The organism is Comamonas odontotermitis, from assembly GCF_020080045.1.
Taxonomy (GTDB): Bacteria; Pseudomonadota; Gammaproteobacteria; order Burkholderiales; family Burkholderiaceae_C; genus Comamonas; species Comamonas odontotermitis.
Genome location: NZ_CP083451.1, coordinates 3605734 through 3632317 on the forward strand (window position 1 = coordinate 3605734; position 26584 = coordinate 3632317).

Below are 26584 nucleotides of genomic sequence, written 5' to 3' on the forward strand. Positions count from 1 at the left end.
CAACTCCAATGCCCTGTTCCGCATCACAGCGTGGTCACCTGTGTCTGTTGCGTTGCAGCACGATTTTTTACGCTAGAGGCCTCTACTGTGAAAGCTTCACCATGCGCCTCAGCCACCCACACACGCTCTCCAAAACGCTTGGCCGGACTGCCCCTCACACTTGCGGCGAACAGGTCATACCCCTGCAGATTGCCCCTAGCCAGGGCCTGTGGTGCCACCTGGAAGCGGGCAGCACCCTCCTTTGTACCGGCGGCCACCTGCAGATCAGCTCCCCCTGGTCCCCGGCACTGAAGCTCGACGCAGGCGATGCACCGTATTGCAACGGTGCCCATGCAGGCTGGCATTGGCTAGAGGCACAGGGCTCCGAACCCGTGCAATTGCACCTGGCCGAGCGCGCTTACGCTGGCTGGCATGGCGCATGGCTGGCCTTGGCGCGTTGGGTGGGGTGGAGCCGCTGAGGGCCCCCCAAGAAACGGGCCACATTGCGTGGCCCGAAATACTTCTCTTTTGATAGCTTTCAGCGCTTATCCATCAAGCACTGAAAGGCATTTTCAGTACTATTTTCTTTGCCACACTGCGGCAAAGAAGCCATCCGTCTGGTGCAGATGCGGCCACAGACGCAGGTACTGGCTGCCGGTGTCACCGCCGCTGCACAGGCTGGCGGCATTCTCCACCTTCAGGCCGATGAGCAGTTCACCCGCATCCAGCGGCACAAAATCGGGGTGGGCAGCAGCAAACGCCTCGGCAATGGCCTCGTTTTCAGCAGGCAGGATGCTACAGGTGGCATACACCAGACGCCCGCCGCTTTTGACCATGCGTGCAGCACTGCCCAGGATGGCCGCCTGCTTGACGGTCAATTCGTCGATGGCCTTCTGGCTTTGGCGCCACTTGAGGTCCGGGTTGCGGCGCAGGGTGCCAAGGCCTGAGCATGGTGCATCCACCAGAACGCGGTCCATTTTGCCTGCGAGGCGCTTGATGCGTTCGTCACGCTCGTGCGCAATGGCGGCAGGGTGCACGTTCGACAGTCCCGAGCGGGCCAGGCGCGGCTTGAGCGCCTCCAGCCGGTGGGCCGACACGTCAAACGCATACAGGCGCCCAGTGCTGCGCATGGAGGCGCCAATGGCCAGCGTCTTGCCGCCAGCGCCCGCGCAGAAGTCGGTCACCATCTCGCCACGCTTGGCATCCAGCAGCAATGCCAGTAGTTGCGAGCCTTCGTCCTGCACCTCCACCCGACCCTTTTGAAAGGCCTCCAGGCGCGAGAGCGCTGGCTTGTCAGCCACGCGCAGGCCCCAGGGCGAATATGGCGTGGGCTCTGCGGCAATGCCGACGGCCTTCAGCTCCTTTTGCAGGTCGGCGCGCTTGGTGCTGAGCGCATTGGCGCGCAGGTCGAGCGGCGCCATCTCCAGCATGCTAGCGGCCAGTTGCTCGAACTGGTCGCCCACCTGTGCCTGCAGTGGCTCCACCAGCCATTCGGGCAGGTTGTGACGGTGCTGCGGCATCAGGCTGTCAGGCGTAATGGCGTCACATTCATCGAGCCATTTCACCTCGGCCGGATTGAGTGCGCTTTTGACAAAGCTGCGCGGGCCGGCAAACCCGAGGATTGCCAGGCGCCTCTCACGCGCGCCGCTGCCCGAGCGGGCCAGCGTCTCAAACAGGGTTTTCTTGCGCAACACCGTATAGGCCGTCTCGGCCAGGGTGGCCCGCTCGCGCGGGCCCAGGTTGCGGTGGTCTCGGAAATATCGCGACACCACGGCATCTGCCGGGTGTTCAAAAGTCAGGACCTGCGCCACCAGCTCGGCGCAGGCATCTAGTAAGGCTTTGGGATGCATGGGCGCTATTGTCCCATTGCGCCAGTATCCGGGCACCGCCACCGGCTACCCGGCACTGCGCTATGCCACGGTGCGGTCATAGAACAAGGCAGCGGGGATTTCCGAAAGCACCAGCCCCGCCTTGTCGCCCAGCTCCTCCAGGCTGACCAGCCACAGCGGCATCAGACGCGTGACCAACAGCTCGCGTTCCAGATACCCGCGCAACTGGGCATGCCAGAGACGGTCTTCCTGGTAGCCGACGCCTGGGCGATCCAGCACCAGCAGCAAGGCCTGCGATCCGCGCATCGATTGCAGCGGCCGCACCAGCAACCATGCACGACGCAGCCGTTTGGCTGCCGCCAGGTGCAACTGGATCACCGCCAGCTCCGATTCCCACAACGGCTCGCCCAGTTCGGCATACGACCTAGCTTGGTGGAGCAGGCCCAGGTCATTCACTTCCTCGGACAGGTTCGTGCGCAACTGCTGGGCAAGCTCCTCGCGCCTGGCCCACTCCCGCCTGGCGCGGCGGATCGGCGCCTCGTAGTGCTCGTCGGCTTCCAGCACATCCAGCACGCCCCGCGCAAGGTTGCACCACTGGCCGCGCATGGCCGGCAGCACTTCGAAAGCCTGCGCCAGATAGGGCAGTTGCGCCTCCGGGTCCATATCGATATACAGGCTTGCGAACGCGCCGATGGCTCGCTTGCAATCAGCCTGCTGCTCCAGGGCCCGCTGGTAGAAAGGCTGTGGATCATCCCGGAACGCACCTGCCTGCATGTACCAGCCCAGTTCCACCAGACTGTCCGCCTGCAGATAGGGCTCGCGCGGCATCAGCGATTGCACCCGTGCATGGGTTTGCTGCAGCACTTGCCGATGCACCTGCCAATCGGAACCAAACCGCAGGCACCAACGGTCGTCCAGCAGTTCGATCCAGCGGTCCGAGCGCTTGCCCAGCCATGCCAAGCAGTTGCTGCTGGACATGGGGGTCAGACCCGGCGGCACATCCAGCGCGTCCAGCCTCTCCCGCAGACTGGGGGCCGTGTCTTCATAGCTCGCAAGCGCCTGATACTCCTGCTTCCAGGCCTGGTACACCCAGTTCACATCCATGCTGTGGTTCATCACCCCGGCCATCAGGCTGAAAGGGCCGATGGCCTGCTGCAGCTCATGGGCGCGCGACCAATGCATGGTCCAGAACCGCTCGCGCAGCCAGCGCCCGCGCACAGCCACCTCGGACAGCGCGTCGCCCATCAACTGCTTGCTCACCAACCTGGCGGCCAGGCGGTCTGCCACCAGTTCGTCATGCCGGGCCACCACAAAGCTGGCGGCCCACCAGCGCGGCAGGTACCAGCGCATGAAACGCTCGTTCAGCCAGCCCAGACGGGTCATCTGGCGCGCATCGGACAGGCGGTCGCGCAAGCGCTGCATGCGGCGGCGGCCGCGGTACACCCAAGCACCGAGCCAGCCCTGGTTGCGCCGCAGGTGTGCGTATTCCTGCGTCAGCACCGCAATGAGACGCGGGCGGTCGATCGCCATGGCCAGCGGCAAGCCCAGCAACAGGTAGTTGCGCTCCGGCAGCAAACCGCCAAGCCGCACCTGCTGCACAATGCGTGCGCTATAGTCTTCGGTGATCACCAGGTGATGGACGCGCGGGCCACCATTCTTCTGGCGGATACGTTCCAGCGCTTCATATACGCGCGGGCATTCGGGCTGCGGCACATGGATTCCGTCCGGCTCCACCCAGTCCGACCGGGTCAGGCGCAGCACGCTCAACATCAGCGCCAGGCCACCAAAGAAACCAAAGATCTGCAGCCCCTGGAAGCCATCACTGACAAACGACAACACGGCCCAGGCCAGCAATGCCAACCCCAGAATCAAGCCGCCCCAGATCCATGCTGCAGCCAGCAATGTCAACCCAAGAATCCGCCTGCGGAAAGCCCATGGCTGCTCCGCACTGGCCTGCTCATAGGCATCCACCCGCTGCACAAATACGATGTGCTCCAACCCACCCTCCAAAAATTGTTATCGAGGCCAGAGGCCGCAGACAATACCGTCTGCAGCGCACGATGAGCCACTTCTTTTTCAATGCGAGGCCCGATAGCCTCAAACAATTCTCAGATTATGGAACAAAGCCCCTCTCGCACACCAGGCATTTCGCCCGGTTTGTATCGCCACTACAAAGGACAGCTCTACCAGGTCATGCAAGTGGCACGCCACAGCGAAACCAGAGAATGGCTGGTCGTCTATCAGGCCCTGTATGGCGACTACGGGTGGTGGGTGCGGCCAGCTGCCATGTTCAACGAAACCGTGGAGGTGAACGGCTTGCGCGAGCCCCGCTTTGCGGCATACGTCCCTCTGCCGCAGGAGCGTTGAACTACATGCGCTCCAGCAGGGAACGCACGGCCTTCGGGTAAATCTGGTGTTCCTGCACAATCACGCGGGCAGCCAGCGTGGCAGCCGTGTCTCCCGGCAGCACGGGCACCAGACCCTGCTCGATGATCGGGCCTGCATCCAGATCAGCCGTGACCATGTGCACCGAAGCGCCAGCAAACCTGCAGCCCGCATCAATCGCGCGCTGGTGGGTATGCAGCCCGGCGAATGCGGGCAGCAAAGAAGGATGGATATTGACCAGGCGACCGGCAAAATGGTTGACAAAGCCCGGCGTAAGAATGCGCATGAAACCCGCAAGCACCACCAAAGCTGGCGAGTGCTGATCGATCTGCGCCATCAATGCAGCATCGAACGCTTCACGGCTGGCATAGGCCTTGTGATCAACAACTGCGGTCGCAATACCGTGATCGCGGGCAAATTCCAGCCCGCCAGCGTCTGCCTTGTTGCTCATCACGGCCACCACCCTGGCGCCCAGGCGGGTGTCCCAGCGCTCCTGCTGCGCAGTGCGCACAATGGCTGCCATGTTGGAGCCGCCGCCAGAGATGAGAATCACGATATTTTTCATGGAGGCGGCATTATCGCAGGCGGCAACATCCACAAACGCAGGCACGGGCCAAATGTCGGATAATCAAAAGCTTTACTGATTTCCATACAGCCATGTACATGCATGTACATGGGTCCATCCCGGATTCACTTCATGAGCGCCAAAGCACCTGTCGATCCCATCCGCAAATACCTTGAAACTGCCCGCCACCAGATTTCGGTGGGCAACCTCACCGGTGCCGCGCAAACCCTGAACGATGCCCGCCAGCGTTCGCCGCGCGATGCTCGCCTTTTCATGCTGGCCGCACTGATGGCCGAGAAGTCTGGCAATCTCCATGGTGCCTTTGATGCCATGCAGCGCTGCGTCACCATGGCTCCGGAATGGGGCCCTGGCCTGCTGGAACAAGCCCTGCTCTTTGCCCGCCATGACCGCGACAACGAAGCCATGGCGGCGGCAGAGAAAGTCATTGCACTGGAGCCCAACAACCCGCATGTCATTGCCGGCGTCGTCGACATTGCCCACCGCGTCGGCAATATCGAGATGGCGATCCGCCACCTGCAGCGCGTGCTCGAACTCACGCCGGGCGACCGGACCCTGCGCCGCCATCTGGCCGTCGATCTGGGCCATATCCACAAGTGGGATGAGGCTCTGGCCGTTTTTGAGCCGCTGATCAACGAGCAGCCTGGCGACCATCTGGCCCGCATCGCCCGCGTGCAGATGCTGCAGGCGCGTGGCACCATGCAAGACGCCTTGCCTGATACCGAAGCACTTCTTGCGCTCAAGGCCGATGACAAGGTCTACCAGTACTACCACCAGTTGGCCAAGGGCGAAGTACCCGCCCATGTGCCCGTGGAACTGACCACCCGCATGTTTGACGACATGGCCGGCACCTATGACAAGCACATGGTGCGCGCTCTGGGCTATCGCCTGCCCAAGCTGGCGGCCGATCAGCTGCTGGAAATCTTCCCAGACCGGCGCTTCAACCTGCTGGACCTGGGCTGCGGCACCGGACTGCTGGGCGCCGTACTGGGCCCCATTGATGGCTATATCCTGGGTGTGGACATGTCATCCAAGATGCTGGCCGAAGCCGCCAAGCACAAGGTGTACTACAAGTTCCACCAGGTCAATCTGCTCGAAGCGCTGTCAGCTACACCGGCCAACACCTTTGAAGCCATCACCGCGCTGGATGTGCTGATCTACGTGGGTGACCTGCAGCAAACGCTGGCAGATGCCTATCGCGTGCTGGCCCCTGGAGGCGTGCTGATCTTCTCGTGCGAGCACGGTGATGTGACCGGCCCCGACAGCCAGTTGCAACCGTTTGGCCGCTATACCCACACGCTGGCCAGTACCGTGCGTCTGGCCAAGGCAGCCGGTTTTGAGCGCGTCGACACTAAGGATGTGGATCTGCGCATGGAAGCGGGCCAGCCGGTAGACGGTTTCGTGGTGACGGCTTTCAAGCCCAAGGAAGGCTGATCTCCCAGCCCTCCAGGCAAAAGGCCTTGCATGTCTGCAAGGCCTTTTTTCATTCAATGGGCAAGCATCGACGAGGCTATGCCGCCAGACGCGAGCTTTTGGGCACATGTGCCATCAGAAATTCCATCTGGTCCGCCAGAATGCGACGGTTGCGCAGGATGAAGTCTTCCCACAGGCTTGGCGTGTAGGGCGCATACAACAACGGCATATGCGCCTGCTCGGGCGTGCGCCCTGCCTTGCGATGGTTACATGACGCACATGCAGTCACCACATTCATCCAGGTGTCGGGCCCTCTTTGCGAGACGGGAATCACATGCTCGCGCGTCAGATGGTCCTCGGCAAACCACTGGCCGCAGTAGGCGCAGATCTGGCGATCCCGGCAGAACAGCTTGCTGTTGGTGAGCGCCATGCGCATGGCAAACGGATCGATGCTGGGCTTGCCCCGGGTGCCGATGATGCTGGCCACCTCGATGCGCGACTGCAGGCCGGTGACCGCATTGTGTCCGCCGCGAAAACACGCCACATGCGAGCCCGCCTCCCAGCGAACATCGTCTGCTGCGTAATGCGTCACCGCCTCCTGCAAAGTGATCCAGGATTGGGGTACGCCGCTTGCCGATAGCTTCAACACCTTCACAATGGGCCTCCTGCACATTGGGAATAGATCCAGATACCGCAGAGCCCGCATGCCATCAAAGACACTGGCACCACCATGCATGCCATGCAGGTGCCTGGGCTCCAAGCCATAATGGTCAATATACACTTTTATTGTGAAATTTGACACCAGCGCGCGGCCAATGCGCGCAAGCAGCTATAAAAACTAAAGCAACGATGAAAATCTTCCGAGGATTCGATCACCCCCAGGTCACTCGCCATTGCGCCGTCACCATCGGTAACTTCGACGGCGTGCATCGTGGCCACCAGGCCATGCTGGCCTTGTTGCGCAGCGAAGCCCAGCGCCGGGGCCTGGCCAGTTGCGCGCTCACCTTCGAGCCCCACCCGCGCGACTACTTTGCGCAGGCGCTGAACAAGCCTGACATGGCGCCCGCCCGCATCTCCACCCTGCGCGACAAGCTCGATCAGCTCGCCCAATGCGGTATCGACCAGACCATCGTGCTGCCTTTCAACGCACGGCTGGCCGCGCAGGCGCCGCAGGCCTTCATTGACGATGTGCTGCTGGCGGGCCTGGGCACCGGCTATCTGCTGGTCGGCGACGATTTCCGCTTTGGCCACAAGCGCGCGGGCGACTATGGCATGCTGGTCAATGCGGGTCGCCTGCAGGGCTTTGATGTGGCGCGCATGAACAGCTACGAGTCCGATGGCCTGCGCGTCTCCAGCACGGCGGTGCGCCAGGCGCTGTCGCTGGGCGACATGGCAGGGGCCGCCAAACTGCTGGGTTACCCGTACGCCATCTCCGGCCATGTGGTGCATGGGCGCAAGCTGGGCCGCCAGCTGGCCGAGAGCCAGGCGGGCGCCGGGGACGGTTTTCGTACGCTGAACCTGCGTTTTGACCACTGGAAGCCGGCCGCCAGCGGCATTTTTGTGGTGCTGGTGCACGGCCTGTCCAAACAACCGCTGCCCGGTGTGGCCAATCTTGGCATCCGCCCTTCGCTTGACCCCAATGATGTGAACGGCGGACGCGTGCTGCTGGAAACCCATTGCCTGCAATGGCCCGCCGAACTGGGTGGGGACGGCGCTTACGGTAAAATCATCCGAGTGGAACTCCTACACAAATTGCACGACGAGCTCAAGTACGACAGTCTCGATGCCCTCACAGTCGGCATTGCCAAAGACTGCGCAGACGCCCGTGCCTACTTCAGCACCCCCACGCACGCCGAAACGCGTCGCCAGACCACGCGCGACCGAATTTGACGCCGACCTTGCTGCGCCCCGCCGCGCAGAAGTCATCGTAAAAGTGCGTGCCCGCGCGCGTCCTGCCTCACTTCTGCGCTCACCTATTTCAACCTGACCGGCCCCACCCCTTGCTCTGCGCCGGTTCAGGACCGTGTTTTGCTTTGAAGGTTTCTATGTCCGACAAAACGCCCCATGCAGAAAAAGCCTCTGCGTACCGTGCAACCCTGAACATGCCTGATACCCCCTTCCCGATGCGCGGCGATCTGCCCAAGCGCGAGCCGGGCTGGGTCAAGGAGTGGGAAGACAAGGGTCTGTACAAGAAGCTGCGCGATGCCCGCCATGGTGCACCCATGTTCATCCTGCACGACGGCCCTCCCTACGCCAACGGCAAGCTCCACATCGGTCATGCGGTCAACAAGATCCTCAAGGACATGATCGTCAAGAGCCGCCAGCTCGAAGGCTACGACGCACTGTACGTCCCGGGCTGGGATTGCCACGGCCTGCCGATCGAGAATGCCATCGAAAAGCTCCATGGCCGCAACCTGCCGCGCGATGAAATGCAGGCCAGGAGCCGTGCCTTCGCCACCGAGCAGATCGAGCAGCAGATGGTGGACTTCAAGCGCCTGGGCGTGCTGGGCGACTGGGACCACCCCTACAAGACCATGAACTACGCCAACGAGGCGCAGGAGCTGCGCGCGCTCAAAAAGGTCATGGAGCGCGGCTTTGTCTATCGCGGCCTCAAGCCCGTGTACTGGTGCTTCGACTGCGCGTCGTCACTCGCCGAATTCGAGATCGAGTACGCCGACAAGCAGAGCCAGACCCTGGATGTGATGTTCCCCGCTGCCGAGCCTGCCAAGCTGGCTGCAGCATTCGGCCTCTCCAAGCTCGACAAGGAAGCCTTCATCGTCATCTGGACGACGACGGCCTGGACGATTCCAGCCAACCAGGCACTCAACGTCAACCCGGATCTGGAATACAGCCTGGTTGATACCGAGCGCGGCCTGCTGATCGTGGCGTCCGCCCTGGTCGAGAAATGCCTCGCACGCTGGAAGCTCGAAGGCAAGGTACTGGCCACCGCCAAGGGCGAAAAGCTGGACCATATGCCCTTCAAGCACCCACTGGCACACGTGGACAAGGGTTTTGACCGTATCTCGCCCGTCTATCTGGCCGAATACGCCACCGCCGACGACGGTACCGGTATCGTCCACTCGGCACCAGCCTATGGCGTGGACGACTTCAACTCCTGCATGGGCAACGGCATGGACTACAAGGACATCCTGAACCCCGTGCAGGGCAATGGCGTGTACGCAGCCGATCTGCCGCTGTTCGGCGGCCAGCACATCTGGAAGGCCGTGCCCGTCATCATCGATGCGCTCAAGGTAGCAAGCCGTCTGCTGGACTCCAAGACCATCACGCACAGCTACCCGCACTGCTGGCGCCACAAGACGCCGGTGATCTACCGCGCTGCCGCCCAGTGGTTCATCCGCATGGACGAAGGCGAAGGCGTTTTCACCGACCCGGCCCAGAAGCCCGAGAAGACCCTGCGCCAGATCGCGCTCGAAGCCATCGACCACACCAGCTTCTACCCCGAGAACGGGCAGGAACGCCTGCGTGCCATGATTGCTGGCCGCCCGGACTGGTGCATCTCGCGCCAGCGCTCCTGGGGCGTGCCGATCCCCTTCTTCCTGCATGTGGACACGGGTGCCCTGCACCCGCGCACCATGGAGATCGTCGATCAGGCAGCTGACATGGTTGAAAAAGGCGGCATCGAGGCCTGGAGCCGTGTCACGGCCGAAGAAATCCTGGGCGCCGAGGACGCAAAGAACTACACCAAGAGCACCGACATCCTGGAGGTGTGGTTCGACTCGGGCAGCACCTTCTGGCACGTGATGCGCGGCACCCATGCCGACATGCACCATGACCAGGGCCCCGAGGCGGATCTGTACCTCGAAGGCCACGACCAGCACCGTGGCTGGTTCCACAGCTCGCTGCTGCTGGCATCTGCCATCTTTGGCCGCGCGCCCTACCGTGGCCTGCTCACACACGGCTTCACCGTGGACGGCCAGGGCAAGAAAATGTCCAAGTCGCTGGGCAACACCGTCGCGCCACAGGATGTGAGCAGCAAGATGGGAGCCGAGATCATCCGCCTGTGGGTGGCATCCACCGATTACTCGGGCGACCTGGGCATCGACGACAAGATCCTCGCCCGCGTGGTGGACGCCTACCGCCGCATCCGCAATACGCTGCGTTTCCTGCTGGCCAACACCAGCGACTTCGATCCGGCGACTGAAAGCGTTGACTACAAGGACATGCTGGAGATCGACCAGTACGCCCTGGCACGCGCAGCCCAGTTGCAAAAGGAGATCATCGGCCACTACCAGGTCTATGAATTCCACCCGGTGGTTACTAAGCTGCAGCTGTTCTGCTCTGAAGACCTGGGCGGCTTCTACCTGGATGTGCTCAAGGACCGGCTCTACACCACGGCACCCAAGAGCCTGGCCCGTCGCTCGGCACAGACCGCGTTGCACCAGATCACCCAGGCGCTGCTGCGCTGGATGGCGCCGTTCCTGTCGTTCACGGCCGAGGAGGCCTGGAAGATCGTGGGCAACAGCGACACCATCTTCCTGGAGAAATTCACCGACTTGCCCGAGGGCGATGACGCGCTGCTCACCAAGTGGACCCGCATCCGCGAGATCCGCGACGTGGTCAACAAAGATATCGAAACCGTGCGTGGCGAAGGCAAGGTGGGTGCATCGCTGCAGGCCGAGATCACCGTGGCCGCCCAGCATGAAGACCTGGCGCTGCTGCAAACGCTGGCCGATGACCTGAAGTTTGTCTTCATCACATCCGGCGCGCAGGCTGTGGCAGGCGACGAACTGGCGGTCACCGTCACGCCTTCGGAGCATGCCAAGTGTGAGCGCTGCTGGCACTACCGCGCCGATGTAGGAGCGAACCCCGAGCACCCGAGCCTGTGCGGCCGTTGCGACAGCAACCTGCACGGCAGTGGAGAAGTACGCACCAAGGCATAAGCGTCTTGCTGTAAAAAAGTGAGCTGTTTGCGCCTGCTGGACAATATTTTCCATATCAAACGATTTTGAAAATATTGCACAGCAAGCGCTGACAGCTATCAAAACCATTGCACCCAAAGTGACATGAGCAACAAGCAGATGACGGGAAAACGCGCTTTCGCGCTATGGCTGGCCCTGGCCGCCGTACTGTTCTGGCTGGACCAGTGGACCAAGGAATGGATTCTGTCCCACTACCAGTTGGGCGAGTACACCACCATCACCGGCTTCTTCAATATCGTGCGCGCGCACAACCCCGGCGCAGCCTTCTCGTTTCTGGCTACCGCCGGTGGCTGGCAACGCTGGCTGTTCACCGGCATAGGCGTCGTAGTGGGCGTGGTCATTGCATGGCAGCTTTACAAATACAGCCACAAAACGCTGTTCTGCCTGTCGCTCAGTTGCATTCTGGGCGGCGCCGTGGGCAACGTGGTGGACCGCATGCGCCACGGCTATGTGGTGGACATGCTCGATTTCCACTGGGCGGGCAGCCATTTCCCCGCCTTCAACCTGGCCGATACCGCCATCACCATTGGCGCCATCCTGCTGATTCTGGACGAGTTGCTGCGCATGAAGCGCGGCGAGCAGGCCTAGCCCGAAAAGCTAGCCGCATCGCACCTCGCCCAAAACCGCCCTCGTACAACGACGGCGGTTTTTTTACTTCTGCCCCACAGCAAGTCAAGCAGCCCCCATAGAGCCCTCTTCCAAAGCCAGTGAAAACAGGGAGAAGCGGTTGATCTGGCACTCAGGCTACCAGCCCATTGTCAAAAACAAAGAAAAATGGGCGCTATGGCATACGCCCTACAACAATTTGCTGCTATCAGGGGTATAGTGTTCGGTTCGCCTTATGAAACACCTGCTCAATCTTCTTGCCGCCATTGCGCTGCTGGTTTGGGGGTCTCATATGGTGCGCACAGGGGTGCTGCGCGTCTTTGGCGCCAACCTCCGCAACCTGCTTGCGCGCAGTATGAGCAACCGTTTCACCGCCATGCTTTCGGGCATCGGGGTGACCGCACTTGTGCAATCGAGCACCGCCACCTCGCTGATGACTGCCTCCTTCGTGGGGCAGGGCATGATTCCGCTCACCGCCGCCTTGGCCGTGATGCGGGGAGCCGACGTGGGCACGGCCCTGATGGCCGTCCTGTTCTCCACCGATCTGTCGTGGTTGTCGCCGCTGCTCATTTTCCTGGGCGTGGTGCTTTTCATCTCCAAGCAGGATTCCACCGCAGGCCGCGTGGGGCGTGTCTTCATTGGTCTGGGCCTCATGCTGCTCGCGCTGCGCCTGATTGTGGAGGCCACAGAGCCATTGTTGGCATCCGAAGCCGTGCGCACCTTGCTCGTCAGCGTCAAGAGCGACTTCTTCATGGAATTGCTGCTGGGCGCCATTCTTGCCATCGTCGCATACTCCAGCCTGGCCATCGTGCTCCTGATTGCTGCCATGGCCGCCTCGGGCGCCATCACGGCCGACATGTCGCTGGGCCTGGTGCTGGGCGCCAACCTGGGCAGCGGCGTGCTGGCCGTGCTGCAGACTGCCAAATCGTCCATTGAAGTGCGCCAGGTCACAGTAGGCAACCTCATCTTCAAGATTCTGGGCATCGCCATCGTCGCGCCGTTCACCGGCCTGTGGACAATCTATGCCGCGCCCTATATCAATGACGCCGGACGCTCGGCTGTTCTGTTCCACCTGGCGTTCAACATCCTCAACAGCCTGGGTTTCATCTGGTTCACCGGCATCATCGGCGACTGGATGCGCAAACTGCTGCCCAAAGAAGACGCCGCCAAGAGCGGCCCGCAGCGCCCGCGCCATCTGGACCCATCTGCGCTGTCCACACCATCCCTTGCCATATCGTGCGCCGCTCGCGAGGCTTTGCACCAGGCGGACGTTGTCGAATCCATGCTGATCGGCCTGCACAACGTGGTGCAGACCGACAACCAGCAACTCTCGCAAGACCTGCGCAAGCTCGACGACACCGTCGACGAACTGTACTCCGCCATCAAGTACTACATGACCAAGATCTCGCGCGCCGAACTGGACGAACGCGAGAGCCAGCGCTGGACGGAAATCATCAACTTCACCATCAACATGGAGCAGATCGGCGACATCATCGAACGCGTGCTCACCGATGTGGAAAACAAGAAAATCAAGAAGCGCCGCCAGTTCAGCAAAGCGGGCATGGAAGAGATCAACGAACTGCACGCCCACCTGCTGGACAACCTGCGCCTGGCGATGAGCGTTTTCCTGACCGGCAATGTGCGGGATGCGCAAAAACTGCTGGAAGAAAAAGCGCGCTTTCGCGATCTGGAGCTGGCCTACTCTGCGTCACACCTGGAGCGCCTGTCGCACAACACCGTGCAAAGCATCGAGACCAGCTCGCTGCACATCGACCTCATCAGCGATTTGAAACGTATCAACTCCCTGCTGTGCTCGGTGGCCTACCCCATTCTGGAATCCGCAGGCGCCCTGGCCCACAGCCGCCTCAAGGACGACCCCGAGCCCACCCGCCACTGACGGGAAGCCAGGGAGGCAGTTGCCAGCGCCAATCCTGGAAGCAAGGCCGATTTGGCATACAATGCCAGCTGTTTTCTGCGCCCCACTCGCGCAGCAATGACAAGGAAGCGTGGCAGAGTGGTTGAATGCACCGGTCTTGAAAACCGGCGATGGTGAAAGCCATCCGTGAGTTCGAATCTCACCGCTTCCGCCAGAAATCAAAAAAGCACTCGGCTTGCAACAGCAGCGAGTGTTTTTTGCATTTCTATAGCTTCCGAGAAGACTTGCTCCCTCTCAAGCACCAAACTGCAGACACCGCATGCTGAGCGTGCCGCTCTGAAACCCCTCGTACATCTGCATGGGTGCAGCACTGCCCTGCGCCGCACCCAGCGCGTACAGCAAGGGCCAGTAATGGTCTGGCGTAGGCACAGCCATCCTGGCGGAAGCGTGCAGTTGCTGGTAGTTCAGCAGTGCCTGGTCATCGCGCGCCAGCAAAGCCTTCTTGACGACATCATCGAACTGCTGCGCCCAGTCGCGCGCCGCCATCAGACCCTCAGGGGCACCACGCACCGTCGCCCGCAGGTTGTGCACGATATTGCCACTGCCAATGATCAGCACCCCCTTGTCGCGCAAGGCTGCAAGCTCACGCCCCACAGCGTAGTGGTACGCAGCGGGCTGGTCGTAATCGATTGACACCTGAAACACTGGCACATCCGCCTGGGGAAACAGATGGTGCAGCACCGTCCAGGTGCCGTGGTCCAATCCCCACTGGTCCGTCAGCTGTGCCCTTCCCGTGCGTACCAATGCAGCGGCTTCGGCAGCCATGGCCGGATGGCCTGGGGCCGGGTACTGCATCTCCTGCAAAGCAGCAGGAAAGCCCGAAAAATCATGAATGGTGCGGGGCCTGTCGTTGGCAGTGACCTCCGTGGTGCCGCGCGTCAGCCAGTGGGCAGACACCACCAGAATGGCGACCGGCTTTGCCAGCTTACTGCCCCAGCTGGAGAGCATATGGGTAAAGGTATTGCTGCTGACCGCATTCATCGGACTGCCATGGCCAATGAAAAGCACCGGCATATTGCCCGCCGGCACGGGCGCACTGCGCGCCAAGGCATCGCTCAAAGGCGTCAGCCCGGCCATGACAGCACCAAGGCTGCCAGACAACAGAAGAGAACGGCGGGAGTACATAGAAAAGGAAAGTAGCGAAGGCCCCGGTCAGAGCCAGGGCGGCGATGCAAGTTCCCGCCCTAAAAAACAAAAGGCCTGCCACTGGCAAGCCTTGTTCTTCTCCCAAATAGCGGTCACTGGTAGGGCGTGACAGACTTGAACTGTCGACCAAAGGATTATGAGTCCCACAAAAATTCTATTTGACTGGATAGGAGTGCATAGCCATATCAAATAAAATCAATTATTTATGAAAAATATACTGATCAAAAATACAGCAATCTGTTGACTAACATTCGCTAGAATATGGGAAGTTTGGCTACACAGTGGCTACACAGAACTTACGTGTAGCCAGGAAAAGGAAAGACTATGGCCCGCCCAAAGAAGGACACTCCGCTTGACTTGACTCAGCGCATACCATTGACAGTGGGGGCCATTGAGCGGCTGACCTGCCGCACTGACATCAAAGCACAGGCGTTTTTGCGTGACAGCGAGGTTCCAGGTCTGCGGGTTCGTGTTACCAATACTGGGGCGAAGTCATTTGTCTTTGAAGGGAAGCTGAATCGGCAAACCATCCGCCGCACTATCGGAGATGTGAAGACTTGGACAATTGAACAGGCCCGGGCCGAAGCTAGACGCTTGGCCGTGACTCTTGATAGCGGGCAAGACCCCAGGGAGATCGAGCGCCAGCAGCAAGCGCAAGCGCAAAAACGCAAGGCTGCCGCCCGAGTTCAAGCCGTAACCATGGGAGAGGCTTGGAAGATATACATCCAAGAACGTACCCAGCATTGGGGGGCTCTTCACCTGAATGACCACATACGCCTTGCAAGGGCCGGTGGTACTCCATCATTGAGGGGCACCAAGGGCAGAGGCGTTACGGGTGACGGCCCCTTATATGCGCTGCTGGCGCTGCCATTGTGTGAACTGACAGCGCCAACAATTGAAGCTTGGGCAGCCAAGGAGGGACAATCGCGGCCCACCACCGCACGCTTGGCATGGCGACTATTGCGCGCCTTCCTATCTTGGTGCGCCGAGCATTCAGAGTTTGCCGCTGTGGTGCCTAGCTCCAATCCAGCCAAAACTCGCAAGACCCGAGAGGCATTGGGCAAGGCTGGGGTGAAGCAAGATGCGCTGATGAAGGAACAGCTTGCTGCGTGGTTTGAAGCAGTGCGCGCCATCGGCAATCCAGTGGTATCCAGCTACTTACAGGCCATTTTGCTAACCGGTGCGCGCCCTGGCGAAATACAGGCCATGCGCTGGGAGGACATCAACGCCAAATGGCGTGGCCTGACCATTCGTGACAAGGTAGAGGGTGAACGCGTCATTCCACTTACACCCTATTTACACCATCTGCTGATGGCATTGCCCCGCCGCAATGCTTATGTGTTTTCCAGTGACCGTAAGACGGGCGCTGCGATTACCGATCCCAACCACGCACATGATCGGGCTTGCAAGGTGGCAGGTCTTGACAACCTCACTCTGCACGGCTTGCGTCGTAGCTTCAAGAGCTTGACGGAGTGGCTGGAAGTGCCCGCAGGCATTGTGGCCCAAATCCAAGGCCACAAACCAAGCGCCACGGCAGAGAAACACTACACCGTTCGTCCCCTTGATTTACTACGCCTACACCATGAGCGTATCGAGGCATGGATTCTGGAACAAGCCGAGGTGCAGTTTGACGCCTCAAAAGAGCCCGGCAAGCTGCGCGCGGTGCAATAGACCACCATTCAACCAGCGCCATCAATACATTGCCAATTACCCTGCTGCACCCGTGTGGCAGGGTACTTGTCCCATTGCTCACCCGTATGCAAACCTACAGGCACTGGCACAAATATATGTATGGATATACAGTATTATTACTACTCCCAGGCTAGATCTGTATTCCGAAAAGCGGGCTCCCTACCCGCCTGCCCTGGGTACTCTGTATAGGGCGTAATGCGGGGGGCCAAGATGGACGTGAGCCAATTGCCAGACTTGTCGGACTGGCGCTTTGTCGAAGTTTGGACGCTTGAAGAGGCTGCAATGCTGTGGGCTGCCATTGATCCACTCATGCACCACGGCAAGCGCATCGCTGAGTTGCAAGGAGCTATACAAGAGACGCAGTACCGCAAAGCACTCCTTTATCTTCGTGCAGCCACTGAAGCCGTTTGCGCTGGAACCCTGCCATTCACTGAAGCGTGGGAAGATCACCACGATGACCAAGGGAATTCTTGGACGAACAAGATTGCGTTCCCGAACCTGCCCGAACCTATTCGAATTGCGCCGCAGATGACACGCGTCAAGCAAGCTGCGTTCATCAAGTGGGCGCAAAGCAAGTGCATTCCCTCGTACCGGCGCAGCCTTCAATTGGCTCAGCCGACAATCGACCTGCATGCCATGCCAGAACCTCAAAAAGTCGCAGAGCCGGTGCTACTGCTGGCAAAACCATCTGCACTTGACGAGTCCCATCCATGCCACTCGGTGGAACTCAGAGCAGGTATTGAAGTTTGGGAAGGAGTGGTAGCAACCGGTGCCTATGAGCGGGGCAAGTCGCCCAAAACGGTATTGCTGGAGGCGCTTGATGCACATCCTCGGTACAGCCTACTCAGCACCGAGGCAAAAACGCGCATATCCACCGTTGCCAATTGGAGCAAAACGGGAGGGGCACCCAAAACGCCCACCAAAGCAAACCCACCCCCCCTTGGTGAGTAACCTCCCCACCTTTTCAAACCCGCATGGTTCTTGGCCTTGCGGGTTTTTTGCTGTCCAGTGACCTTGTGGCCTGGTAAACCTCCCCTCCCCTTGGCTTCCCAACTGACCCACCATTTATCCACCATTGCCCCCCCGCCCTTCAAGGCTCGACGGTGGGCAGGTTTTCTGAAGCTCCCCAGCTATTCATCAGTACCTGGAATCACAAAACTGCGGCTATCGCAACCAACGAAAGCAAACGATGCCCGCAAACACCAAACCTGTCGCAACACCTTTTCCGCCACTGGAGCAAGAAACCCGTCCTTGCGTACCCACTGCGCAAGCCGCCCACTACCTGATGCTGGCGCCGCAAACCCTGCGTGAATGGGCCTGCTATGGCAAATACCCTGCCGCACTTCGCCCGGTGCGCGTAGGCAGCCGCCTGGCTTGGCCTGTGTCCGGCATCCGCGCGGTGCTGGGCCTGCACTGCTCTTCGGAGGGCGCGTAAATGTTCATGGCAATTTTCTACCTGACAACCTGCATTCGCGCGTGGAGGGCAAGCCATGGCAGTTGACCCATCCCGCAAACCTGACCCGCAGAGCTACTACGAGGCTGAGGACTTGAAGCTGGGCAAGGGCAAAAAGTGGGTCACCACCGCCTGCGCTTTTCACGGCGGCAGTGACTCCATGCGGATCAACCTGCACAGCGGCGCATTCGTCTGCATGGCCGGTTGCGGCGCCCGTGGCGGTGATGTTCTGGCTTACCACATGGCAGCCTACGGACTGGGGTTCATTGATGCCGCAAAGGCGCTGGGATGCTGGATCGAGGACGGCTCCCTTGCGCCAGCAAAACCAACACCCTTTACTGCCCGCCAAGCGCTGGAAGTGCTGGCGGTCGAGAGCAATTTGATTGCAATTGCAGCAGCAAATATAGCTTCTGGGGTGGTGTTGTCGCAAGACGACCGGCAACGCGTACGGCTGGCTGCAAATCGCATCCACCAGATTGGGGAGGTATTTGCATGACCTATCAAAAATCGGCCTTCGAGGCGGTAGATGCCAGTGTTGCACAAGCGCTGGCCTTCCGTCCGCCCATGCGTGAAGCCGTGCATCACCAGAATTTCGATCTGCCAGCCGAGCCGACCTTTCCACCCCTGGAGGATGACGCCTTCGGCAAGAGCGGCCACTCGCCCGCGCACAAGCTCGCCAGCCGGGTGATTCTCCAGCGTGGCACAGACCTGCATCCCGAGCCAATCCGCTGGCTGTGGCAGCACTGGCTGGCGCTGGGCAAGCTGCACATTCTGGCTGGCGCCCCAGGGCAAGGCAAAACCACATTGGCGCTGGCCATGGCCGCAACCGTGACCATGGGCGGGCGCTGGCCAGACGGCACGCGGGTGGAGAGGGGCAACATCCTGATCTGGAGCGGTGAGGACGATCCGGCAGATACCTTGCTGCCCCGCCTGCTGGCCGCTGGTGCAGATCGTGACCGCTGCTACTTCATCCAAGGTGCGCAGAGTACGGATGGCAAGATGCAGCCGTTTGACCCGGCCCGCGATCTGGACGCACTGCGCCAAGCCATTGCAGAGATCGGCGGTATGCGCCTGCTGGTTGTTGATCCGGTGGTCTCAGCGGTAACGGGCGACAGTCACAAGAATACCGAGGTGCGCCGGGCCTTGCAGCCACTGGTGGATCTGGCTTCCGAGTGCGGCTGTGCGGTGCTGGGTATCAGCCATTTTTCCAAGGGTGGGCAAGGGTCAGACCCGGCACAGCGCGTGGTGGGCTCCGTGGCCTTTACCGCCGTGGCCCGCGTCGTGCTGGTGGCAGCCAAGGTCAAGAGCACAGAGACAGGTGAGGACGCCCGCATTCTGGCGCGCGCCAAGTCCAATATCGGTCCGGATGATGGCGGCTTTGAATACCACCTAGAGCAAACCGAGCCGCTCCCAGGCATTGAGGCATCGCGCATTGCATGGGGCAAGGCGGTGGACGGCACAGCCCGCGATCTGTTGACTGATCCAGAGGATGACAGCAGTGCAGAAGACAGCAACGACATTTGCGAGATGCTCAAAGCGTGCCTGACGGCGGATTGCTGGACGCCTGCCGATGAAGCGCAGCGAAGTGTTCTCAAAGCCGGTTTCAGCAAAAAGCAAATCTGGACAGCCAGCAAGAAACTGGGAGTGGTTCGCAAAAAAGGGGAAAACGGGGCGCGTGATGGATGGTACTGGCGACTGCCCCAAGACTCTGGTTCCACCCAAGATTCCAAGATTCCCAACTTTCAAGACGTGGAATCTTGGAATCTTGGCAGGGAATCTTCTGCAAGCAACCCGGGTGTGAAGGCCGACAAGGAGGTGTTCTGATGCATGCAGAAAACATCCTTGCCGAGCTGTTGGCATGTGGCATCACCCCTACGGTCACGCCAGACGGCACCGGCATTGAAGTGGATGCCGGTTGCCTGACCGATGCGCAGAGAGTCTCCATCAGAGCGCACAAGCCCGAGCTGATCGGCTGCATCCAGAAGACGGCACGCATTACCTCTGAGCTGATGGCCGCTGCCATGCGTGCTTGTGACTATTGGCGTGACAGCTCCAAGGCCCGGGAGCAAATGCGCCTGGAGATTTTGGAGACCAGGCCAGAGCACCGAGAGGAGCTGCTGCGCATGTTCAAGGCCGACTACCCGGCATCTGGAGCGCAAAACGCATCTGCTGGCGAAGGGTAGAAACACGCCACGGCAGTACCCGGTTTTGAGACCAGTACGCGCGCGCGAGGTTTCCTCACCACCACATACCAGCGCACTTCATAGCGAACTCGCAAACGCAGGCACAAACGACAAAGCCATCTACCCCAGTCGCCGCGACTGTGGCTGACTGGGGCTGCAGGTGACTTCTTAATGAGTTTGAGAGGGAAAAATGGCGTTGTTGCATAAATCGGCCATAGACCGAGGTATCCCCAGCCCCAGATGCAGTTATGCAGCAGCGACCGTCTGGGGTGTGCCCAGCGCGGTAAATTGATTGAGGATAGATGCACGGATATTGAGCTCGGCCACCTGCCGCTCAAACGTCCTGGCCATCACCTTCTCGCCCAGGCGCTTGAAGCAATTCATCTTGGTCTCCACCAGCGACCTTCGGTGGTATCCGCTCCAGCGTTTCCAGATAGCTCTCCCAAACCGCCTACACGCCTTAACCGCTTCATTGCGGTGAGCAAATGCCACCCCTTTGCGCAGCTTCGCTCCTTTGCGTGGCGGGATGATTGGAATGGCTCCCCTCAGGTAGCACGCCTTATGTACATCCTGCGTGTCGTACGCTCCATCACCGGTAAAACTAGCTATCTCTTCATTGCTTGGGATTTGACCTAGCAGGTCAGCTGCCATGGGCGAGTCGCCCACTTCATTGGTGGTGACTGCGATGGCCCGAATCTGCAGCGTCTGGGCATCAATACCCAGATGCACTTTGCGCCACTGGCGGCGGCGCTCGGCACCGTGCTTTTTGGTCTTCCACTCACCTTCGCCTAAGAACTTGATGCCCGTGGAGTCGGCCAGCATGTGCAAGCCTTTGTCGCTTGCGCGGTAGTGCACTTGCACATTCAAGCTGTTTTGCCTGCGGCACACCGTGCTGTAGTCGGGCACTGGCCAAGGCAGGCCTGCCATACGCAATAGCGATTGCACCAGGCCCAGCGTCTGGCACAAAGGCTGGCCAAACAAGCACTTGATGGTCAGACAAAACTGGATGGCCGCATCTGAGAAAGTTTGACTGCGCCCACGCTTGCCGCTAGGCACGGCCAGCCACTGCATCTCTCTATCCAGCCAGATGCTCAGGTCCCCTCGCGCCTTCAACGCTGCGTTGTACGCCTTCCAGTTTGTTGTGCGGTACTTGCGCCGTCCCCAGCTTGTCTCACTCATCTCCTCAGCCTACGCTAGCTGAGGACGGCATTTGTGCAACAACGCCCATCATCCCATCAGGACGAAGAAGTAAATCTGACCCACCCGTACACATTCTTTCCTTGCTCTCAGCCGTTGGGCACGGCAGTTCTGCGAGCCGTTTGACCCGCCTTTCGCTTGTCCTTGAGCCGGTAGCTCTCGCATATGATCTGTACGATATGCGCGTGGTGCAGGAATCGATCCAGCATCGCCGTGGTGAGCGTCTGGTCATCTGCAAACGCGCCGGCCCACTGGGTGAGAACGGCAGGTTGCTGGTCAGCACCATGGACCCTCTCTCGTAGCGCTTGGCTACCACGTTGAAGAACAGGTTGGTCGCCGCATGCATCCGCGCATTGGCGATCTCGTCCAGCCAGCAGCGCACATGCACGTTGGCCTCTTTGGCCCGCAGCTTCAGGCTCACTGCCTTTAGAGAGGCCGCCAATGGCACCAGAAAGCTGCCTTTGAGGTAGCCGTTGAACCGCTCCACCTTGCCCTTGGTCTTGGCCCGGTACGGCCTGCATAACTTGCTGACGAACCCGCATTCCTCGGCGAGCTCACGCAGGCTCTCGTTCCAGCGGTGCATACCTTCGCCGTAGGCATCGCGATCAATCACCACGGTCTTGAGGTTGTCGAACATTACATGCTCGGGCACCCCGCCGAAGTAGGCTAGCTCTTAAACCGCTTCTTGACATGTTTATCGCCCTGCACCTCGGGCAGCCGCGAGATACCGTGCCGCTGCAAGCAGCGGTGCAGAGACGAGCGCGTCAGATGCGGGATAGTCGGCTGCAGCGCGTAGAGACAGTCATCCAGCGGCAGCATGGTATGCCTGCGAAAGGCGACGATCGCTGCCTCATCCTCAACGGACAAAACGGTGGAGCGCGGCTGCCTGGGCCCTGTCGGCAGATCGGTGACCGAAGGCCGATTCTTCCACTTCGCCACCGTCTTCTGATTGATGCCATAGCGTGCAGAAAGCGCTCTCAGGCTCTCTTGACTATGTTGTATCGCTCGACGGATCGCCTCCGTCGTTGTGGCGCTGCCGTGCAGAACCTGGCCCATAGTGCTTCCTTCCATTCATGAGAAAAGATTGCACCATCAAAACCTGGGACCATACACCTAGGACAAGCGAATCGCCCCCCCATTTGCCGGTGTGGGACTGTATTGACCCGGTGAAAACCATCCTCAGATGGAGCCGAGTTTGCCTCTGTCCGTGGGGTTAGGGCCCGTTTACTGGCCCCCGGGGCTTGGAACTGCCGAGCCATCAAGGCTGGCTCGCTCCCAATTAATCTGGTCGTGTTCGCGCAGACGAAACAACATGGCGTGATGCAGTTGCTCCCACACCCCAGCCGCCTTCCGGTCGCACAGTCGACGCCAGCAGGTCATGCCACTGCCAAAGCTCATGGCTTGGAGCAAGTCCTCCCTCGGGCTGCCTGTTTGAAGCACGAACAGAATCTCATTGAGGGCGGCTTCATCGCTCACGGTGAGCGTTCTGGGGCCACCTTTGCTGGATGGAACAAATGCTGGAATCAGTGGCTGCAGCTGTTGCCACAGCTCTTTGCTTACGGGACGTCGGGCCATGAGGGCGCTGAGCATAGCCGATGGGACCTTGGCCAGCGAATTCCATCAGGGACCGCGGCAGCGTGCTGTCGCAAAAGTCCCGATATACGCGTGCAATCTTGACCTTCCTGGCATCACGAACTGACGGCTTGGCAAACCGGAGCGTCCATATACGCTCTTATTCGCCAAAAAGCAGCTTTGTATACTTCTTGGACACAGCCCCACTGCGCTGTCCATTCGCGCTGTAATAGCGATCCTCACGACACAACCGCTCTTTTACGTCGCAGAATAGTCCGTTCGCAAAGGTGAACTCAGTCAAATCGACATCGCTCGAAGTGAGCACCTCGTTTGCAGCAGCCTTCTTACCGAGATACTTCTCTGTCAGGTCACGGGAAATCCCCTTATCGTTGGCGCATACATATCGGTCGCAGAGCACGCCCGGCGCGGGCGACTGGATCTTGGCGAAAGGCTTTGCCTGCAAGGGCATAACGGACGAGGCCAGCAGCGCGGCCACAGAACATAAGAGCGTTGTCTTGTTCAATGCGATAACCTCCGTTAGTCAGTGAGTTTCTGATTTTCGCCAGGCGTGGCGGAACAGGCTCACAGCCCATCCCAGTCCGCCGAACAGTACGAGCGCCCAACCCAGCAGCAACAGGGCGAATGGCTCCTGTAAGCGGCCGTCCGGCGCGATGGACCCGCCAAGAAGGGCGAACAGCAATAAGCAACTGACGCCGACAAGCATGAAGAGTCCAGAAATGATTCTAAGTTTCAATGGGAACCTCGCTGTTTGCTTTTCTGACCCAAACACTTGTCGAAAGTTCAATCTAGAGCTCAATCAGGCATTCATCCCTCTTGATCCTATGACCTGTTCACTAAGGAAGTTCTGCAAAACCCCATTCGCTAGCCCAGCACAGCCTGATGTTGAACGGAAGGTCGCCTGATTCCTGCGCAATCCGCTGCTTAGGCCCGATTAGCATGGTTTACAGGCCCGTTTCAGCCCTTGCAGTGCCACCTCGGCACCCCGCAGACACTCCTACCCCTGCAGCGCCATGATCCGCTTCCTGGCCGTCCACAGATTGCCCAGCGCAAACAGCATCGTCAGCCGTGCCGTGTTCTTTTGGAGGCCCCTGTAGCGCAGCTTGGCATACCCAAATTGCTGCTTGATCACTCTGAACGGGTGCTCCACCTTGGCCCGCACACTGGCCTTCAGGCGCTCGGCCTTCTCCAGCAGTTTGTGCAGCTCCCGATGGGCATCGAGCGCCTTGCGCTTGCCCGGGCGCATGGCCACGTGCCACTTGATCTTGGCCTTGGCTTTGCTCCCTTGCATCTCCTGGCGCTTGTCCACTCCCTGGTAGCCCGCATCACCCCAAGCATGCTTTTCTTTGCCATGCAGCAGGCCTGCTGCCTGCGTCACGTCGTTGACGTTGGCGGCCGTGCCGATGACGGTATGCACCAGTCCTGAGTCGGCATCCACGCCAATGTGCGCCTTCATTCGGCCTTGTTGCATTACAGAGACTTCCCATAAAAGCAAGCGCTGATGGTTTTCTTTTTGATAGACCTGAATGCCGTGGTGTTCAAGAGGCGTAAAACGAGGAACAGACTGCACATCTACAGACGGGGTTGTGCACCTGGTGTGCGCCCCAAGAAACAAACCGCGCAGCAGGGCTCCTTTCAAATCCCGTGAGCATGTGCAGGTCGTGCCCTTCCAGTCCCGAGGATAGAACAACTCGTTCTTGAGGCGGCCGAAGAAGCCTTCGCAAGCCGCGTTGTCAGGAGAGCAGGCCTTGCGAGACATCGAGCGGGTGAGGTTCGCCTCGCTCATCCTAGAGAGCCAGCCTGGCCAACGGTAGTGGCCACCACGATCAGAGTGGACCACTGGACGATCGCTTGTGTCTGCCACTGTCTCAATCGCTGCATCCAGCATTGAGTTGACCAGCTCTGCGTCCGGGCTCGTTCCAATGGTCCAGCTCACCACCATGCCGTCGAAGGGCGTTGTTGCACAAATGCCGTCCTCAGCTAGCGTAGGCTGAGGAGATGAGTGAGACAAGCTGGGGACGGCGCAAGTACCGCACAACAAACTGGAAGGCGTACAACGCAGCGTTGAAGGCGCGAGGGGACCTGAGCATCTGGCTGGATAGAGAGATGCAGTGGCTGGCCGTGCCTAGCGGCAAGCGTGGGCGCAGTCAAACTTTCTCAGATGCGGCCATCCAGTTTTGTCTGACCATCAAGTGCTTGTTTGGCCAGCCTTTGTGCCAGACGCTGGGCCTGGTGCAATCGCTATTGCGTATGGCAGGCCTGCCTTGGCCAGTGCCCGACTACAGCACGGTGTGCCGCAGGCAAAACAGCTTGAATGTGCAAGTGCACTACCGCGCAAGCGACAAAGGCTTGCACATGCTGGCCGACTCCACGGGCATCAAGTTCTTAGGCGAAGGTGAGTGGAAGACCAAAAAGCACGGTGCCGAGCGCCGCCGCCAGTGGCGCAAAGTGCATCTGGGTATTGATGCCCAGACGCTGCAGATTCGGGCCATCGCAGTCACCACCAATGAAGTGGGCGACTCGCCCATGGCAGCTGACCTGCTAGGTCAAATCCCAAGCAATGAAGAGATAGCTAGTTTTACCGGTGATGGAGCGTACGACACGCAGGATGTACATAAGGCGTGCTACCTGAGGGGAGCCATTCCAATCATCCCGCCACGCAAAGGAGCGAAGCTGCGCAAAGGGGTGGCATTTGCTCACCGCAATGAAGCGGTTAAGGCGTGTAGGCGGTTTGGGAGAGCTATCTGGAAACGCTGGAGCGGATACCACCAAAGGTCGCTGGTGGAGACCAAGATGAATTGCTTCAAGCGCCTGGGCGAGAAGGTGATGGCCAGGACGTTTGAGCGGCAGGTGGCCGAGCTCAATATCCGTGCATCTATCCTCAATCAATTTACCGCGCTGGGCACACCCCAGACGGTCGCTGCTGCATAACTGCATCTGGGGCTGGGGATACCTCGGTCTATGGCCGATTTATGCAACAACGCCTTGCAAGATAACGGCTCTAGTATAGGCTTTGACTGGAGGTCCATAAAACACTCTAATCTCCACTATAAATTCCATGCAAAATTCCACCAATGATGCTTGGAACTAGAATAACGAGAAGCAAAAAGACTACTAAAACACTCTTCATCGGTGTAATGCTGGCAAGAAAGAATGCTAAAAAAAAGCCAGTTGCAACGCCTGCATAGATTCTCCAGAATCGCCTAAAATCAAGAAAATGAGTTACTGTATCTATTGTGTCAAATATAAATTCGAGCACACTTGACTCCTTTCGGTTAGCTTGAATATATATGCCATGCGATATTTGTAAATTATGCATATGAATATTCGTGTCGCACGGTCCTTAAATTCAAAAATATATAATATCAAACTAAGAAAAATTTAACGTGAAATTTATGAATTCTTGATCGCTCAGATAATATATGCCCAATGAATGGCTTGCCAAGATACACGGCAGTAGAGGCACATTCTTGATAAGCCTCAGATAGAGCCATATGTGCTGTATCAACAGAATAATTCTTACATGAGCTCATGAAATTCGGGTCTTTCCATCTCAAAGGGCAAACCCCAATTTCCTCAAGAAGAATTAATAGATTTTCTTTTTCCTTGGTTAGGCGCTTAAATGCATTATTTCTTTTTATTATTCCAAATG

Annotated in this window: 24 protein-coding genes, 1 tRNA gene and 5 pseudogenes; 15 read left to right on the forward strand and 15 right to left on the reverse strand. The window is 59.4% G+C overall.

Annotated elements, in window-relative coordinates; all coding sequences use genetic code 11:
* Positions 1–101 precede the first annotated feature (101 nt).
* Positions 102–458, forward strand: a complete 357-nt coding sequence (locus LAD35_RS16640; RefSeq protein WP_224150088.1) for a hypothetical protein — start codon at positions 102–104, stop codon at positions 456–458.
* A 99-nt stretch (positions 459–557) separates the two neighbouring features.
* On the opposite strand, the gene LAD35_RS16645 is transcribed toward LAD35_RS16640, so the two are convergent.
* A complete protein-coding gene (locus LAD35_RS16645; RefSeq protein ID WP_224150089.1) occupies positions 558–1829 on the reverse strand; it encodes an RsmB/NOP family class I SAM-dependent RNA methyltransferase in 1272 nt (423 codons plus the stop codon).
* 60 nt (positions 1830–1889) lie between these two features.
* A complete protein-coding gene (locus LAD35_RS16650) occupies positions 1890–3806 on the reverse strand; it encodes a M48 family metallopeptidase (RefSeq protein ID WP_224150090.1) in 1917 nt (638 codons plus the stop codon).
* 117 nt (positions 3807–3923) lie between these two features.
* Between LAD35_RS16650 and LAD35_RS16655 the strand changes: the two genes are divergently transcribed.
* Complete coding sequence (locus LAD35_RS16655; RefSeq protein ID WP_224150091.1) at positions 3924–4175, forward strand: DUF1653 domain-containing protein; 252 nt, start codon at positions 3924–3926, stop codon at positions 4173–4175.
* A 1-nt stretch (position 4176) separates the two neighbouring features.
* Here LAD35_RS16655 and purN read toward each other — a convergent pair whose 3' ends face one another.
* Positions 4177–4758 carry a phosphoribosylglycinamide formyltransferase gene (gene purN, locus LAD35_RS16660; protein WP_224150092.1) on the reverse strand — a complete coding sequence of 194 codons (582 nt, stop codon included), beginning with the start codon at positions 4756–4758 and terminating at the stop codon, positions 4177–4179.
* Between the two features lie 132 nt (positions 4759–4890).
* Here purN and LAD35_RS16665 point away from each other — a divergent pair, with 132 nt between their 5' ends.
* Positions 4891–6210, forward strand: a complete 1320-nt coding sequence (locus tag LAD35_RS16665; RefSeq protein ID WP_224150093.1) for a methyltransferase — start codon at positions 4891–4893, stop codon at positions 6208–6210.
* A 76-nt stretch (positions 6211–6286) separates the two neighbouring features.
* On the opposite strand, the gene LAD35_RS16670 is transcribed toward LAD35_RS16665, so the two are convergent.
* Positions 6287–6844: an HNH endonuclease gene (locus LAD35_RS16670; protein WP_184709535.1), complete on the reverse strand. Its 558-nt coding sequence runs from the start codon at positions 6842–6844 to the stop codon at positions 6287–6289.
* Between the two features lie 194 nt (positions 6845–7038).
* Between LAD35_RS16670 and LAD35_RS16675 the strand changes: the two genes are divergently transcribed.
* The 5 genes from LAD35_RS16675 (at position 7039) to LAD35_RS16695 (ending at position 13825) form a co-directional block, all read left to right on the forward strand.
* Entirely contained in the window at positions 7039–8079 is a 1041-nt protein-coding gene (locus LAD35_RS16675; RefSeq protein WP_224150094.1) for a bifunctional riboflavin kinase/FAD synthetase, read from the forward strand.
* A 155-nt stretch (positions 8080–8234) separates the two neighbouring features.
* On the forward strand, positions 8235–11090 hold the full coding sequence (gene ileS, locus LAD35_RS16680) for an isoleucine--tRNA ligase (protein ID WP_224150095.1): 2856 nt from the start codon (positions 8235–8237) through the stop codon (positions 11088–11090).
* Between the two features lie 123 nt (positions 11091–11213).
* Entirely contained in the window at positions 11214–11717 is a 504-nt protein-coding gene (gene lspA, locus LAD35_RS16685; RefSeq protein ID WP_224150096.1) for a signal peptidase II, read from the forward strand.
* Positions 11718–11970: 253 nt separating this feature from the next.
* Positions 11971–13632 (forward strand): Na/Pi cotransporter family protein, encoded by a 1662-nt coding sequence (locus tag LAD35_RS16690; RefSeq protein ID WP_224150097.1) that lies wholly within the window; start codon positions 11971–11973, stop codon positions 13630–13632.
* Positions 13633–13735: 103 nt separating this feature from the next.
* Positions 13736–13825, forward strand: a tRNA-Ser gene (locus LAD35_RS16695).
* Positions 13826–13905: 80 nt separating this feature from the next.
* On the opposite strand, the gene ygiD is transcribed toward LAD35_RS16695, so the two are convergent.
* Positions 13906–14796: a 4,5-DOPA-extradiol-dioxygenase gene (ygiD, locus tag LAD35_RS16700; RefSeq protein WP_224150098.1), complete on the reverse strand. Its 891-nt coding sequence runs from the start codon at positions 14794–14796 to the stop codon at positions 13906–13908.
* 345 nt (positions 14797–15141) lie between these two features.
* Between ygiD and LAD35_RS16705 the strand changes: the two genes are divergently transcribed.
* The 6 genes from LAD35_RS16705 to LAD35_RS16730 all read left to right on the forward strand — a co-directional run bounded on the left by LAD35_RS16705 (position 15142) and on the right by LAD35_RS16730 (position 20145).
* Positions 15142–16488 (forward strand): tyrosine-type recombinase/integrase, encoded by a 1347-nt coding sequence (locus LAD35_RS16705; RefSeq protein WP_224150099.1) that lies wholly within the window; start codon positions 15142–15144, stop codon positions 16486–16488.
* A 231-nt stretch (positions 16489–16719) separates the two neighbouring features.
* Complete coding sequence (locus tag LAD35_RS16710; protein ID WP_224150100.1) at positions 16720–17460, forward strand: hypothetical protein; 741 nt, start codon at positions 16720–16722, stop codon at positions 17458–17460.
* A 238-nt stretch (positions 17461–17698) separates the two neighbouring features.
* On the forward strand, positions 17699–17944 hold the full coding sequence (locus tag LAD35_RS16715; RefSeq protein WP_224150101.1) for a hypothetical protein: 246 nt from the start codon (positions 17699–17701) through the stop codon (positions 17942–17944).
* 55 nt (positions 17945–17999) lie between these two features.
* Positions 18000–18458 carry a hypothetical protein gene (locus tag LAD35_RS16720; protein ID WP_224150102.1) on the forward strand — a complete coding sequence of 153 codons (459 nt, stop codon included), beginning with the start codon at positions 18000–18002 and terminating at the stop codon, positions 18456–18458.
* Positions 18455–19786 (forward strand): AAA family ATPase, encoded by a 1332-nt coding sequence (locus LAD35_RS16725; RefSeq protein ID WP_224150103.1) that lies wholly within the window; start codon positions 18455–18457, stop codon positions 19784–19786. Before LAD35_RS16720 ends, LAD35_RS16725 begins: the two co-directional genes overlap by 4 nt.
* A complete protein-coding gene (locus LAD35_RS16730; RefSeq protein WP_224150104.1) occupies positions 19786–20145 on the forward strand; it encodes a hypothetical protein in 360 nt (119 codons plus the stop codon). Before LAD35_RS16725 ends, LAD35_RS16730 begins: the two co-directional genes overlap by 1 nt.
* Before the next feature lie 246 nt (positions 20146–20391).
* Here the strand turns inward: LAD35_RS16730 and LAD35_RS16735 are convergent, their stop codons facing one another.
* The 9 genes and pseudogenes from LAD35_RS16735 to LAD35_RS16770 form a co-directional block, all read right to left on the reverse strand.
* Positions 20392–21324 carry an IS5 family transposase gene (locus LAD35_RS16735; protein ID WP_224150105.1) on the reverse strand — a complete coding sequence of 311 codons (933 nt, stop codon included), beginning with the start codon at positions 21322–21324 and terminating at the stop codon, positions 20392–20394.
* 107 nt (positions 21325–21431) lie between these two features.
* Positions 21432–21551 carry an ATP-binding protein gene (locus LAD35_RS22450; RefSeq protein ID WP_396022755.1) on the reverse strand — a complete coding sequence of 40 codons (120 nt, stop codon included), beginning with the start codon at positions 21549–21551 and terminating at the stop codon, positions 21432–21434.
* A gap of 98 nt (positions 21552–21649) precedes the next feature.
* A pseudogene (locus tag LAD35_RS22330) lies at positions 21650–22006 on the reverse strand (IS21 family transposase); the annotation flags it as partial.
* 5 nt (positions 22007–22011) lie between these two features.
* Positions 22012–22398 (reverse strand): annotated as a pseudogene (locus tag LAD35_RS16745) (IS481 family transposase); the annotation flags it as partial.
* A gap of 171 nt (positions 22399–22569) precedes the next feature.
* Positions 22570–22917, reverse strand: a pseudogene (locus LAD35_RS16750) (transposase); the annotation flags it as partial.
* A 157-nt stretch (positions 22918–23074) separates the two neighbouring features.
* A complete protein-coding gene (locus LAD35_RS16755; RefSeq protein WP_317986748.1) occupies positions 23075–23383 on the reverse strand; it encodes a YcgJ family protein in 309 nt (102 codons plus the stop codon).
* A gap of 72 nt (positions 23384–23455) precedes the next feature.
* Positions 23456–23704: a DUF3955 domain-containing protein gene (locus tag LAD35_RS16760; protein WP_224152752.1), complete on the reverse strand. Its 249-nt coding sequence runs from the start codon at positions 23702–23704 to the stop codon at positions 23456–23458.
* Between the two features lie 225 nt (positions 23705–23929).
* Positions 23930–24388: pseudogene (locus LAD35_RS16765) on the reverse strand (IS5 family transposase); the annotation flags it as partial.
* 201 nt (positions 24389–24589) lie between these two features.
* Positions 24590–24883, reverse strand: a pseudogene (locus tag LAD35_RS16770) (transposase); the annotation flags it as partial.
* Positions 24884–24930: 47 nt separating this feature from the next.
* Between LAD35_RS16770 and LAD35_RS16775 the strand changes: the two are divergent.
* Positions 24931–25863: an IS5 family transposase gene (locus LAD35_RS16775; protein WP_224150106.1), complete on the forward strand. Its 933-nt coding sequence runs from the start codon at positions 24931–24933 to the stop codon at positions 25861–25863.
* 106 nt (positions 25864–25969) lie between these two features.
* On the opposite strand, the gene LAD35_RS16780 is transcribed toward LAD35_RS16775, so the two are convergent.
* Positions 25970–26191: a hypothetical protein gene (locus LAD35_RS16780; protein ID WP_224150107.1), complete on the reverse strand. Its 222-nt coding sequence runs from the start codon at positions 26189–26191 to the stop codon at positions 25970–25972.
* Positions 26192–26584 lie beyond the last annotated feature (393 nt).